Source organism: Sporacetigenium mesophilum DSM 16796, assembly GCF_059569055.1.
On sequence record NZ_JCANUR010000005.1, the window covers coordinates 101,872 to 115,035 of the forward strand.

At 29.5% G+C, this 13,164-nt stretch carries 14 protein-coding genes; all 14 read left to right on the forward strand.

The annotated features are described in order from the left end of the window. Nucleotides 1-8: 8 nt before the first annotated feature. The 14 genes from BS62_RS06455 (at nt 9) to BS62_RS06520 (ending at nt 13,137) form a co-directional block, all read left to right on the forward strand. Nucleotides 9-251 (forward strand): RNA-binding S4 domain-containing protein, encoded by a 243-nt coding sequence (locus tag BS62_RS06455; protein WP_496490439.1) that lies wholly within the window; start codon nt 9-11, stop codon nt 249-251. Between the two features lie 55 nt (nt 252-306). Continuing rightward, on the forward strand, nt 307-561 hold the full coding sequence (locus BS62_RS06460; protein WP_490142349.1) for a YabP/YqfC family sporulation protein: 255 nt from the start codon (nt 307-309) through the stop codon (nt 559-561). Between the two features lie 2 nt (nt 562-563). Continuing rightward, complete coding sequence (gene yabQ, locus BS62_RS06465; RefSeq protein ID WP_496490440.1) at nt 564-1,094, forward strand: spore cortex biosynthesis protein YabQ; 531 nt, start codon at nt 564-566, stop codon at nt 1,092-1,094. A 16-nt stretch (nt 1,095-1,110) separates the two neighbouring features. Continuing rightward, nucleotides 1,111-1,407: an FtsB family cell division protein gene (locus tag BS62_RS06470; RefSeq protein WP_496490441.1), complete on the forward strand. Its 297-nt coding sequence runs from the start codon at nt 1,111-1,113 to the stop codon at nt 1,405-1,407. Nucleotides 1,408-1,459: 52 nt separating this feature from the next. Then, complete coding sequence (locus BS62_RS06475; RefSeq protein WP_496490442.1) at nt 1,460-2,380, forward strand: Ppx/GppA phosphatase family protein; 921 nt, start codon at nt 1,460-1,462, stop codon at nt 2,378-2,380. Between the two features lie 88 nt (nt 2,381-2,468). Beyond that, nucleotides 2,469-4,838, forward strand: coding sequence for a stage II sporulation protein E (spoIIE, locus tag BS62_RS06480; RefSeq protein ID WP_496490443.1), 2,370 nt, complete (start codon nt 2,469-2,471; stop codon nt 4,836-4,838). A 456-nt stretch (nt 4,839-5,294) separates the two neighbouring features. Beyond that, the gene (gene pepF, locus BS62_RS06485; RefSeq protein ID WP_496490444.1) at nt 5,295-7,199 is read left to right on the forward strand and encodes an oligoendopeptidase F; all 1,905 of its coding nucleotides are present in this window, start codon (nt 5,295-5,297) and stop codon (nt 7,197-7,199) included. A 109-nt stretch (nt 7,200-7,308) separates the two neighbouring features. Then, complete coding sequence (gene galU, locus BS62_RS06490; RefSeq protein WP_496490445.1) at nt 7,309-8,220, forward strand: UTP--glucose-1-phosphate uridylyltransferase GalU; 912 nt, start codon at nt 7,309-7,311, stop codon at nt 8,218-8,220. Nucleotides 8,221-8,243: 23 nt separating this feature from the next. Further along, nucleotides 8,244-8,525, forward strand: a complete 282-nt coding sequence (locus tag BS62_RS06495; RefSeq protein ID WP_496490446.1) for a Dabb family protein — start codon at nt 8,244-8,246, stop codon at nt 8,523-8,525. Between the two features lie 207 nt (nt 8,526-8,732). Then, on the forward strand, nt 8,733-9,383 hold the full coding sequence (fsa, locus tag BS62_RS06500) for a fructose-6-phosphate aldolase (RefSeq protein WP_496490447.1): 651 nt from the start codon (nt 8,733-8,735) through the stop codon (nt 9,381-9,383). Nucleotides 9,384-9,544: 161 nt separating this feature from the next. Next, a complete protein-coding gene (gene glpX, locus BS62_RS06505; protein WP_496490448.1) occupies nt 9,545-10,546 on the forward strand; it encodes a class II fructose-bisphosphatase in 1,002 nt (333 codons plus the stop codon). Nucleotides 10,547-10,726: 180 nt separating this feature from the next. Next, the gene (gene rho, locus BS62_RS06510) at nt 10,727-12,097 is read left to right on the forward strand and encodes a transcription termination factor Rho (RefSeq protein WP_496490449.1); all 1,371 of its coding nucleotides are present in this window, start codon (nt 10,727-10,729) and stop codon (nt 12,095-12,097) included. Nucleotides 12,098-12,211: 114 nt separating this feature from the next. Further along, nucleotides 12,212-12,415, forward strand: coding sequence for a 50S ribosomal protein L31 (gene rpmE / locus BS62_RS06515; protein ID WP_496490450.1), 204 nt, complete (start codon nt 12,212-12,214; stop codon nt 12,413-12,415). Nucleotides 12,416-12,558: 143 nt separating this feature from the next. Next, nucleotides 12,559-13,137, forward strand: a complete 579-nt coding sequence (locus tag BS62_RS06520; RefSeq protein WP_496490451.1) for a thymidine kinase — start codon at nt 12,559-12,561, stop codon at nt 13,135-13,137. Nucleotides 13,138-13,164: the final 27 nt, after the last annotated feature.

Consider the following 13,164-nt stretch of genomic DNA (forward strand, 5'->3'; position numbering starts at 1 on the left):
GTTAAGTTATGAGATTAGATAAATTCTTAAAGGTATCTAGAGTTATAAAAAGAAGAACTGTTGCAAAGGAAGCTTGTGACAAAGGAATAGTTAGCCTAAATGGTAAGGTAGCAAGGGCTTCTACAGAAGTGAATATAGGAGACATACTAGAAATACAATTTGGAGAAAAGAAGGTCAAAGTTAAAGTTTCTGAAGTAAGAGAGCATGTACTAAAAAATGAAGCAAAAGAAATGTATGAGATAATAGAATAAATTCAGAACTCACCTCGTATATTATAAGGAGAAAATAATATACGGGGGGGATACTATGGAACATAATGTGACTATGAAAAACAGAAGTGATTTAGTTGTATCTGGGGTAGAACACATATATTCCTTTAACGATAAGAAGGTGGAAATAAGGACAGTTGCCGGAGATCTTGTAATAGAAGGCGAAAATCTTGACATGGGAAAGCTAAGTATAGATGATAAGATAATATCTGTAAAAGGAACTGTCAACTCAATGGCATATACTAAAGCTAAGAAGCCACAAGAAAGCTTTATAAAAAAGGTGTTTAGATAGTTATGATGCCATTTACAGAGGATATAGTAGTCTTTTTAACAACTATTTATGGTGGAATAATAATAGGACTTATATATGATTTTTATAGGGCAACCAAGAAAAATTTTAAGGTTCCAAAATTATTCACAATAATCCATGATACTGTATTTTGGATTGTTGTAACTATACTAGTATTTGTAACAATAAACGTAGTAGAGTCGTTTGATTTAAGATATTATCATTTTGTGGCATTGGGAATAGGTTATATAATATATTTAAATACAATAAGCAAGTATATATTGTTGTTTTTCACCAAATTACTATATTTAATTACAAGTACCATAGTAACCGTTGTGAAATATCTAGTCGCTATTTTAATCAATTTGTATTACGTTACCATCTACTCTATCCATCTACTATTTGATATTATATTTTATATACCCAATTTAATTTTAAATTTCAGAGGCAAACAAAAAAGCAAGATAAAAGTTAAAAAGCCTAAGAAAGATAATATTAAAAGAAAAAATAAAAAATATAAGAAAAGCAAATTCTAATGAGTAGGTGGGGGAAATGAGCAAAAGAAAAAATTTTACAGGTCAATATGCTGTTATTTATATGTTTTTGGTATTGACTGTTTTGTCTATGGGATATGGTGTTGTAGATCAAATTCTAAAAGTAAGAGAGTATAAAAAAGAAATGGATTCTTTAAGGTCTCAAATCAGTAAGGTCGATGAAGATATAAAAGAATTAGAGGAAAATAAGAAATATATAAACAAAGATGAATACATAGAAAAAATAGCGAGAGAAAAGTTAAGTATGGTTAAACCAGAAGAAATAATATATATAGACATAAACAAAAAGGAGTGAGAACTCCTTTTTTTGAGCGCAGCGAATTTTTTTATTAAAGGAGGAACAAAAGATGAAATTAGGTGCTATAGATATAGGAACAAATTCCATGAGGCTTTTAATAGCAGATTATATTGATGGAAAATTTTATAATAGACAAAAGTTCGTAAATACAACTAGAATAGGTCAAGATGTAGATAGAGAAGGATATATATCTAAAGATGCAATAAACAGAAATATAGATGCATTAAAAGAATTTGTAGATAAATCAAGACAAGAAAACTGTGAGTATATATATGCTATAGGAACATCAGCTCTTAGAGACAGTAAAAATAAAGAAGAATTTCTAAAATTAGCCAAAGAAGAAGCTAATATCGAAGTTGAGATAATAGATGGAAAAGAAGAAGCTAATTTGGGATTCTTAGGTGTATTACAGGGTTTAGAAGAAGCCGATAATATATTAGTTATAGATATTGGTGGAGGATCTACTGAATTTATAGTAGGGAATAAAGAAGGAATAATATTTTCTAAAAGTGAAAATGTTGGAGCACTTAGAATGACAGAAAAGTTTTTAAAATTAGATCCTATAGATGAGATAGAGTTCCAAAATATGGAGAGTTTTATACAAAATAACATTGAAGATACAATAAATAATATTAAGAATAATACTATATCAAAAATAGTTGGTATAGGAGGTACAATAACTACTTTATGTGCTATGAATCAGGAGTTAGAAGTTTATGATATGGACAAAATACACAATAGTAAAATATACATAAAAGAATTAGAAAATATTCTACAAAAAATTAAAAAAATGACAATAAATGATAAAAGAAGATTAAAAGGATTACAGCCAAAAAGAGCGGATATTATAACGGCTGGTGTAGGAATATTGGATAAAATAATGAAAAATATGGAATTTGATAAAATAATTGTAAGTGAATTTGATAATTTAGAAGGATTAATATGTCAAAAGGTAAAAAATATGTCTTAATTTTCTCAATAATTCACTACTTATTATGACAAAAAACTTTCTCCCTTTTTGTTACAATTTGATTAGAAACAAAAAGGGGGGTTTTTATATGCAAAAAAGCATTGCTATAAATACTAAAGGAACGGTAAAAGTAAAGGATTTTTCAAAACTTAATCAAATTAATTCAACTGTTATAATATTATCTCTTATAGGATTTCTTTTGAGTAGGGCTGTTATAGTGGATGCAGTTGCACCACTGGGCATAGCCTACTATCTTTATATATCTAGAGTTAAAAAATATAGTATACCAGTATTTTTATCTGTAGCCTTAGGTATAATGTCTACTGGAAATATTGGACCTCATACTATAAAGTATATGGCGGCACTTGTGTTAATAGGAATATTGACAAAACCTATAAGAAATATAACTTCTATATTCAAAGTTGCATTTATAGGTTTAGTAGTAATGATAATATCAGCTATGGGACAAGCAGTTATAACCGGGAGCTATATGTATGATGTTATAGTTGCTTTGTTTGAAGGGCTAGCTGTATTTGCATTAGTATATATATATTCATTTGGTGTTCCTCTTATAATAAAGAGAGATATGAGAGAAAGTATATCAAATGAAGAAGTAATTGCCTTATCTGTTTTAATAACACTTAGTATAATGGGAATTGGAAATATAGACATATTTGGAATATCAATACAAAAGGTACTATCAACACTTCTTATATTAATATTTGCATATACAGGTGGAGCATCACTAGGAGCATCTACAGGTGTAGTAATAGGGTTAGCTACAATAGTAAATGATATATCATCATCTTTATATATAGGTATATATAGTTTTGCTGGATTACTTAGTGGAGGATTTAGTAAAGTAAATAAATATTTAAGTATATGTGGATATATAATAGGTTGGTCAATAATAATGATATGTACTCAAGGAACACCAGAGTTAGTATCAAGTTTAAGAGAAGTAGTACTTGCTAGTTTGATAATGTTATTAATACCAAATGAAAAATTAACTTATATAGAAAAGTTCACCAAAGGGGTTCTAGGAAGTTACCAAAGTGCAAATGATCACATAAAAAGAGCAAAAGAAATAACTAATAGTAGGTTGATAAGTATGTACAAAACATACGGAGAACTTGCGGATACTTTTGATAAGATAAGAGAAAAGGATAGAATATTAGACCAAAAAGATATAGCAAGTGTTATAGATATGATACAAAATGATGAATGTAGACAATGTGGCATGAAAAGAAGCTGTTGGGATATGAAATTTAACCATACATATACAGCATTTACAAATATACTTCAAATACTAGAAGAAAGAGGAAAAATAGACTATAATAATTTACCTTATAGTTTTAACAAATCATGTATTAAGCCTGAATCAGTTGTAAAAACAGCTAATCATTATTTTAAATTATTTGCACTAGATTACGATTGGAACCAAAGACTTGTGGAAGCTAGAAGGTTGGTATCAAACCAAATAAGATGTATATCTACATCTATAGAAGACCTTGCAAATGATTTACAAACAGGTATGGAATTTGATTTACAAATGGAAAATGATATTTTAGTTGAATTAGATAGAAATAACATAGGTGTCAATAAATTAAATTTCTTAAGAAAAGAAAATGATGACTTTGAAATAACTATAGAAAAAGAAACTTGTTACTCTGGATCTATGTGTGATGAAAAACTTGTAAACATAATATCAGAAATAGTTGGATGTAAACTTTCTGCTCAAAAAGTTGGATGTAGTTCAATTGGTGATAGATGTAAGGTTACTTTAAGTAAGGCTCAAGAATATAACGCTGTAACTGAAGTAGCATATATGTCAAAAGATGGGCACATATACTGCGGAGATAATTATACATATATGGAGATATTCGATGGTAAGTATATGGCTGCATTAAGCGATGGTATGGGAAAGGGTAAAAAGGCATTTGAACAATCATCTGTAACAATAGATATATTAGAAAAGATGATGGAGTCTAGGATAAAAGAAGAGTTAACAATAGATACAATAAATAATATGTTAATGCTTAAATCATCAGAGGAAATGTTCTCAACTCTTGATCTAAGTATAATAGATCTTAAGCAAGGAGAACTTGAAACTGTTAAAATGGGAGCTTGCTCAACTTTTATAAAAAGAGACAAAGGAAATGTAGATGTTATATCATCTTCATCTTTGCCAGTTGGGATACTATCTGAGGTAAAAGTAGATAGAGATAAAAGAAGGATAAAAGACGGAGATTATATAATAATGATGTCAGATGGAATAGTAGATGCGGGAAAAGATAAGAATTTAGGAGATAACTGGCTATATTCATATATAGACAAAATAAATACTACAAACCCAAAAGAAATATCTAAAATGATATTAAATTATGCACTTGATATACAAGATGGAAACATACAAGACGATATGACTGTACTAGTAACGAAGATATGCAAAAATTAACAAAGTAATCCACAAAACTGTTGATAAAAGTGTTAGTATTGTGGATAAGTTATTAACAAAATTTAATGTATAGCATTTGCTATGGAAAACGCTTTACAACTAAGTTCGACATAGAATGATAAAATGAGAACTTAGTTGTAAAAAATTTTTTTTGTGAATAAGTTATTTAAAGATGGGAAATATATTAGTTTAAACGTATGTTTTGAGGAAAACTAAACAAAAAATGTGGATAATGTGAATTAATATGTGTATAAGTTTATGAATAAATAGATAAGAACATGGGAATAATATGGCTGTAAATGTTGAAATTTCTTTTTTTCATGTAGAAATTTGAATGTGGATATGTGGACTAATATGTGTATAACAAATATATACAAGCAAATGAATAATTGAATAATATATGAAATTTTAGCCATCCTATATACTAAGTATACTTAGAGAAAGGATGGCTTTTCTATGAATAAAAGTAAACATAAATTGCTAAGTGTTCTTCTTGTTGGATTAATGTGTTCTTCTATACTAGTAGGATGCAAAGAAAGTTCTCTAGATACATTTAATCCGCAAGGGGGTACTGAAAAAACTACTGAAGATAAAAAACAAGATAGTAAAGAAGTTAAGCCAAAAATAGATTATACAAAGTATATATGGAATTTAGGGGAATTATATAAAAGTGATGAGGAATGGAACAATGACTTAAAAAAATTTGAAAAAGATATGAAGGAACTTAAAAATTACAAAGGTAAATTTACTAAGTCTCCTACACATCTATCTTTTGCACTTGGAATAAAAGAAAAATTAGATATAAAAATAGAAAAACTATATGCGTATATAAATTTGAAAAAAGATATAAACAAAGCTAATTATAGGTATTTAGATATGACAGAAAAATTTAAACAAATTGATATAGAATACAGTCAAATTTGTTCAAATTTAGAATTAGAGTTAATAAAAGCTTCTGATAAACAAATACAAAAAATTACAAAGGATAAAAACATATCTAAAAAATACGGAATGTATATAAAAGAAATAATGAGAAACAAAAGTAGATATCTTAAAGAAGAAAGTGAAGAAATATTAGGACTTACAGGAATGCTTTCTACTATGCCTAGAGATGTTTATGAATTATTTACTAACATGGATAAAAAATCAACTCTTACTCCTGCTCAATACTCAAAAAATATGCAGTCTAAAGATAGGGAGTTAAGAAAAAAGACATTCCAAAATGAATTTGTATTATATAATGACAATATAAATACCATATCTGGATTGCTTGCTGGACAAGTAAATAAAAATATATTTTATTCTAAGGTAAGAGATTATGATTCAGCTATGGAGATGTATTTATCTTATGATAATGTAAATCCTAAGGTCTACAATAATTTAATAAGTTCAGTAGATAAAGACTTAAAATATCTGCATAAGTATGTAGAGTTGAGAAAGAAAGTTTTAAATTTAGATAAGGTATATTACTATGATATGTTTGTTCCTTTAACCAAAGAAGTTGAACAAAACATACCTTATGATAAAGCGCAAAATATAGTATATTCAGCTTTGAAACCTTTGGGAAAAGAATACAATGATACTTTATATAAGGCTTTTAATGAACGATGGATCGATGTATATTCTAACAAAGATAAAGTAAGTGGAGCTTATTCATCATCAGTATATTCGACACATCCATATGTATTATTAAACTATAATGGAACTTTAAACTCTGTATCTACACTAGCTCATGAATTAGGTCATGCTGTTCATGGATATATGAGTGCCAAAAATCAAAATTATACAAATTATCGTCCATCTATAGTTACAGCAGAAGTAGCATCTATAACTAATGAATCTTTATTATATGAATCATTAATAAAAAATGCTGCTAACAAAGAACAAAAAGCATATTATATAAGTCAATATTTAGATTTAATAAAAGATACTTTATATACTCAGACTATGTATGCTGAGTTTGAAAAAATAATACACGAGAAATCTCAAAAAGGTGAGCCTGTAAATGTATTGGTTATGAATGATACATGGGGTAGTCTACTTAAAAAATATTATGGAAAAGATTTTGAAGTAGAGCCATTAGCTATGGTAGGATGGGCTAGAATACCACATTTTTATAACAGTTTTTATGTTTACAAATATGCTACAGGATGTGCAGCAGCTGTTAGTTTCTCACAGGATATATTAAATAACTCAAAAGGAACTGATAATTATATGGCATTTTTATCTAAGGGTGGATCTAATTATCCTATAGACATATTAAAGCAAAGTGGGATAAATCTAAATAGTGACAAACCAATAGAGAAGACTCTTAATAAATTTGAAAGTTTAGTAAAAGAACTAGATGCTTTATTAAAGTAAATAATATAACAAAAAATCCTTTTCTATAATAGAAGAGGATTTTTTTAGTGAATAGAAGCTATCTATTTGATATAATTATAATATATAAAGTAAATTTGGAGGTAATACAATGTTAAAGACTGTGAAAAAAGCAGTAATCCCCGCAGCAGGATTAGGGACTAGGTTTTTGCCCGCAACAAAAGCTCAGCCAAAAGAGATGCTGCCTATTGTGGACAAACCTACTTTACAGTACATAATCGAAGAAGCTGTTAATTCTGGAATAGAAGAAATACTTATAATAACAGGAAGAAATAAAAAGTCCATAGAGGACCATTTTGATAAATCGGTAGAACTTGAATTAGAATTAGAACAAAAAGGGAAAACAGAGTTATTAGAGATAGTACAAGGTATATCTAATATGATAAACATACACTATATAAGACAGAAAGAGCCTAGAGGATTGGGCGATGCTATATATTGTGCAAGACACTTTATAGGTGATGAGCCTTTTGCAGTTATGTTAGGGGACGATATAGTTGATAGTAGTACTCCATGTCTTAAGCAACTTATAAACGCTTATGAAGAGTATAGAACTACTATATTGGGAGTTCAAGAAGTATCAAAGCAAGATACAAATAAATATGGTATAGTAGGGGTTAAACATATAGAAGACAGAGTTTATAAGGTTAAGGATTTAGTAGAAAAGCCTGAACCAGAGAAATCTCCTTCTAATATAGCTATACTTGGAAGATACATAATAACACCTGAAATATTTGATATACTTGAAAATCTTCCTCCTGGAAAAGGCGGAGAAGTTCAATTAACTGATGCGTTAAAGGAACTTGCTAAAAAAGAGGCTATGTATGCTTATAACTTTGAAGGAAGAAGATATGATGTTGGAGATAAACTAGGATTTTTACAAGCTACTGTAGATTTTGCTCTTAAGAGAGAAGATTTAAGAGATGGATTTATTGAATATTTAAGAAGTATAGCTTGCCAATACGATAAATCAGACAAAAAAAATAAAGAAAAAGAAAAATAAGAAAAAATAAGGGGGTATTATTTATGATTAAACATGTTGTGTTTTTTAAGTTTGAAAGTAAAGAAGAGGTAAAAGAAGTTAAAAAAAGACTTTTGGATATGGATGGCAAAATAGATGTTTTAAAATATATAGAAGTTGGTGAAAACTTCTTAGAGAGCGAAAGAAATTATGATTTATGTCTAATAACTCATTTTGAAACTATAGAAGATTTAAAAATATATGCAGATCATCCAGTTCATGTTCCAGTAAAAGAATATATAGGAACAGTTGCAAAATCTGCAGTTGCTGTTGACTACGAGGTATAATTTAGTATTTTGAACTAAATATGTGGTATATTAAATGTATAAAAAATAAAAAATATAATGGAGTGAGTATATGAGTCAAAAAAGAAACAAAACTCAAAGAATAGTAGCTCTGGGAATAATAGGTATATTTGTATTTACAACAATTGTTACAGCACTTATGTATGCACTATAAAATAATATGTAAGTATAGAAAGGATGTATCCTAGAATGAAGTTATTTATTGATACAGCAAACGTAGATGAGATAAAAGAAATAAATGCGTGGGGAGTTATACAAGGTGTTACTACTAACCCATCTCTTATAGCTAAAGAAGGAAGAATATTTGAAGAGGTAGTAAAAGAAATAACAGATATAGTAGATGGACCTATATCTGCTGAAGTAATATCTATGAATAGTGAAGAAATGATAAAAGAAGGAATAGAGCTAAGTAAAATAAATAAAAACATAGTTATAAAGATACCTATGTGTGAAGAAGGTTTAAAAGCTGTAAAAGGATTATCACAAAAGGGAATAAAAACTAATGTTACTTTAATATTCTCATCTCTACAAGCTTTACTTGCAGCCAAGTCTGGCGCAACTTATGTAAGTCCATTTGTTGGAAGACTTGATGATATAGGGCAAGAAGGAATAGATCTTATATCAGAGGTAGCGACAATATTTGCTATACATGATATAGATACAGAAATAATATCAGCAAGTATAAGACACCCTCAACACGTATTAGCTTCAGCTAAAGCTGGTGCTCATATATCAACTATTCCATATAGTGTATTTAAACAAATGGTTAAGCACCCTATGACTAATAGCGGTATAGATAAGTTTTTAAAAGACTGGGAAAGTGTTCCAAAAAACAAGTAAATAGTTATATAAAAGCCTTAATATGTTGTTATATTAAGGTTTTTTTAGTTACATAAATACAATATGTACTACACTACTTATAAAGGGTGTACAATAAATATTTACTAATACTTAAATGTGATATATAATTTGTATGTAATCATAAATAAGGAGATGAGACTATGGATAGAAATCTAGCATTAGAGTTAGTAAGAGTAACAGAAACGGCTGCTTTAATATCTTCAAAGTTTATGGGTAGAGGAGATAAAAATGGAGCAGACGGTGCAGCTGTTGAAGGAATGAGAAGAGCATTTGAATCAGTAGATGTAAGAGGAGAAGTAGTTATAGGTGAAGGTGAATTAGATGAAGCACCTATGTTATATATAGGAGAAAAAGTTGGCTGTGGAAATATAAATAGTATGGAAGTTGATATAGCTGTAGATCCACTAGAAGGAACTTCATTAATAGCGAAAGGACTTCCGAATGCAATATCTGTAATGGCTGTAGGTAAAAAAGGAAGTTTGCTAAATGCTCCTGACACTTATATGAAAAAAATAGTTGTAGGACCAAAGGCTAAAGGATGTATAGACATAAATGCATCTGTAGAAGAAAATATAACTAATGTAGCAAGAGCGCTAAATAAAGATATATCAGATTTAACTATAATAGTACAAGATAGAGAAAGACATGATTATATAATTTCTGCTGCTAGAAAAATGGGAGCTAGAATAAAACTATTTAGTGATGGAGATGTTTCTACTGCAATTGCAACTTGTTTTGAAGAAACTGGTATAGATATGTTAATAAGCATAGGCGGAGCACCAGAAGGAGTTATAACTGCAGCTGCAGTTAAATGTATGGGTGGAGATATGCAAGGACAGCTATATCCTATGAGTGAAGAAGAAAAGCAAAGATGTTATGAAATGAATTTTACAGATGAAGATATAAACAAGATCCTTTATATAGATGATTTAGCAAAGGGAGACGATTTATTCTTTGTTGCAACTGGAATAACTGGTGGAGATTTATTAAAAGGAGTTGTATCATTAGGAGATCATAGAGCAACAACTCAATCTGTTGTTATGAGATCTAAAACAGGAACTATAAGATTTGTAGATGCAGTACACAGGTTAGATAAGAATGAAATATTAATAGATTTAATGAAAAAATACAATAATATATAAATGAAATAATATTATAAACACAGGTCGTACACTCATATTAGGTGTATGACTTTTTTATTTCTTGACCATAATATGAACTAGTGATAATATTTATTTTATAAACATACTGTTCTTTTTCACGCCTTTTATTCCCAACTACTTACCTTAAAATATATTTTCATTGTACGAGGAGGATTTTTTTTGAATTTACAAGATAAAGCATTAACGGAGATTAGAGATATAGCCAAAAATTTAGGGATAAAGTCAATCACTAAATATAAGAAAAGTGAACTTATAGATATTATCATGGATAAAAATAATAATACAAATAAAATAGATGAAAATTCACAGGTAAATATAGAACCAGTGGTTACAGAGCCAATACAACAAGTGAACAATATAGTAAATGACAATAAACCTACAGAGGAAGTAAAGGTCGTAGATGAGCCTAAAATCATAAAAGAAGATGTAGTAGGAGGAGTATTAGAGATATTACCTGACGGATTTGGATTTTTAAGAGGTCCAAATTATCTTTCTACAGATCAAGATGTTTACATATCTCCATCTCAAATAAGAAGATTTAATATGAAAACAGGAGATAAGGTTACGGGAATAACTAGACCTCCTAAAAGTGGTGAAAAATTCAGAGCTTTATTATATGTTCAAAAAATAAATGATGAGCAACCAGATACTGCTACAAGAAGAAGGGCATTTGAGACTTTAACTCCTATATACCCAGATAGCAAGCTTAAATTAGAAAAGGGCTGTAATGAAATATCAACAAGGCTTATAGATTTAATCGCGCCTATAGGTAAGGGACAAAGAGGATTAATTGTAGCTCCTCCAAAGGCTGGAAAGACAATATTATTAAAGAGTGTAGCAAACAGTATAGCAAAAAATTATCCTAATGTAGAACTTATAGTTCTTCTTATAGATGAAAGACCTGAAGAAGTTACAGATATGCAAGAATCTATAGACGGTGAAGTTATATATTCTACCTTTGATCAAGTATCAAGTCATCATGTTAAAGTTGCAGAAATGGTTTTAAATAGAGCGCAAAGACTTGTAGAACACGGGAAAGATGTAGTTATATTATTAGATAGTATAACTAGACTTGCCAGAGCTTATAACTTAACTATATCTCCAACTGGTAGAACATTATCTGGAGGATTAGACCCTGGGGCTCTCCATGGACCTAAGAAGTTTTTTGGAGCAGCTAGAAATATAAGACAGGGAGGATCTCTTACTATATTAGCGACAGCACTAGTTGAAACAGGATCTAGAATGGATGATGTTATATTTGAGGAATTCAAAGGAACTGGAAACATGGAACTTCATTTAGATAGAAAACTAGCTGAAAAGAGAATATATCCTGCTGTTGATATATACAAATCAGGAACTAGAAGAGAAGATCTATTACTTGGAGAAGAAGAGAAAACAGCTTTATGGAAACTAAGAAAAGAAATGAGTAACAAGTCTATTATAGAAGTTACAGAAGAAGTGTTACAACTCTTACAAAAAACTAAAAATAATGATCAATTTATAGAAATTATTAAAAGAATTTGGAATTAATAAACATCAATATTACTCTTGAACTACTAAAAAACCTATGATATAATGGTGTAGTTGAAAAAAAGAGTAATTAAAATTAATATACTAATGGATAAAAGAGAAGAGGTGACTAGAATGCAAAACGAAATACAACCAAAATACAATGAAGTTGAAGTACATTGCGCTTGTGGAAATACATTCAAGGCTGGTTCAACTAATGATGAGATAAGAGTTGAAATATGTTCAGAATGCCATCCTTTCTATACAGGAAAGCAAAAGTCTATAGACAAAGGTGGAAGAATAGACAAGTTCAAGAAGAGATTCAAAATAGAAGACTAATTGTAGATAAGGAGTTGGCAAACCAACTCCTATTTTTAATTATAGGGAAAGTATACTTTCCAACTGCTAAACTTGAGCAAGGTCCCATATGGGCGTTGGCGACATGAGCGTAGCGGATTTTTATGTATAAGTGAGGTGCTAAAATGTACAGACCTGTTAATCATGGATACATAGAAGTAGCAATAGGCCCTATGTATAGTGGCAAAAGTGAAGAGCTTATTAGAAGAATGAAAAGGGCAAAAATTGCTAAACAAAAAATAATAGTTTTCAAACCTGCCATAGATAATAGATATAGTAAAGAAGATGTAGTGTCTCATAGCGGAGATAGTATAGGTGCAATACCTATAAAAGAATCAAAAGATATATATGGATATTTAGATGAAGATATCCAAGTAGTAGGTATAGATGAAGTTCAATTTTTTGATGAAAAAATAGTTGATATAGCCATAGATTTAGCTGATAAAGGAGTAAGGGTAATATGTGCAGGTCTTGATATGGACTTTAGAGGAGAGCCATTTGGTCCGACTCCAAAGCTATTAGCCGTTGCTGAATTTGTAGATAAGCTACAAGCTGTATGTTCCGTTTGTGGACAACCGGCTACAAGATCTCAAAGACTTATAAATGAAAAACCAGCTAAATATGGTGACCCTATAATACAGGTAGGCGCCGTTGAAAGCTATGAAGCTAGATGTAGGGAATGTCATGTTATAGATATGGATTAAATAATAAAGCACCTTATAATAAGGTGC

Excerpts from the sequence above, each read along its gene's own strand:
- galU (WP_496490445.1), top strand. The coding sequence starts at position 7,309 with ATGTTAAAGACTGTGAAAAAAGCAGTAATCCCCGCAGCAGGATTAGGG.
- rpmE (WP_496490450.1), top strand. The coding sequence starts at position 12,212 with ATGCAAAACGAAATACAACCAAAATACAATGAAGTTGAAGTACATTGC.
- spoIIE (WP_496490443.1), top strand. The coding sequence starts at position 2,469 with ATGCAAAAAAGCATTGCTATAAATACTAAAGGAACGGTAAAAGTAAAG.
- BS62_RS06520 (WP_496490451.1), top strand. The coding sequence starts at position 12,559 with ATGTACAGACCTGTTAATCATGGATACATAGAAGTAGCAATAGGCCCT.
- glpX (WP_496490448.1), top strand. The coding sequence starts at position 9,545 with ATGGATAGAAATCTAGCATTAGAGTTAGTAAGAGTAACAGAAACGGCT.
- BS62_RS06475 (WP_496490442.1), top strand. The coding sequence starts at position 1,460 with ATGAAATTAGGTGCTATAGATATAGGAACAAATTCCATGAGGCTTTTA.
- BS62_RS06455 (WP_496490439.1), top strand. The coding sequence starts at position 9 with ATGAGATTAGATAAATTCTTAAAGGTATCTAGAGTTATAAAAAGAAGA.
- fsa (WP_496490447.1), top strand. The coding sequence starts at position 8,733 with ATGAAGTTATTTATTGATACAGCAAACGTAGATGAGATAAAAGAAATA.
- BS62_RS06470 (WP_496490441.1), top strand. The coding sequence starts at position 1,111 with ATGAGCAAAAGAAAAAATTTTACAGGTCAATATGCTGTTATTTATATG.
- BS62_RS06495 (WP_496490446.1), top strand. The coding sequence starts at position 8,244 with ATGATTAAACATGTTGTGTTTTTTAAGTTTGAAAGTAAAGAAGAGGTA.
- pepF (WP_496490444.1), top strand. The coding sequence starts at position 5,295 with ATGAATAAAAGTAAACATAAATTGCTAAGTGTTCTTCTTGTTGGATTA.
- BS62_RS06460 (WP_490142349.1), top strand. The coding sequence starts at position 307 with ATGGAACATAATGTGACTATGAAAAACAGAAGTGATTTAGTTGTATCT.
- yabQ (WP_496490440.1), top strand. The coding sequence starts at position 564 with ATGATGCCATTTACAGAGGATATAGTAGTCTTTTTAACAACTATTTAT.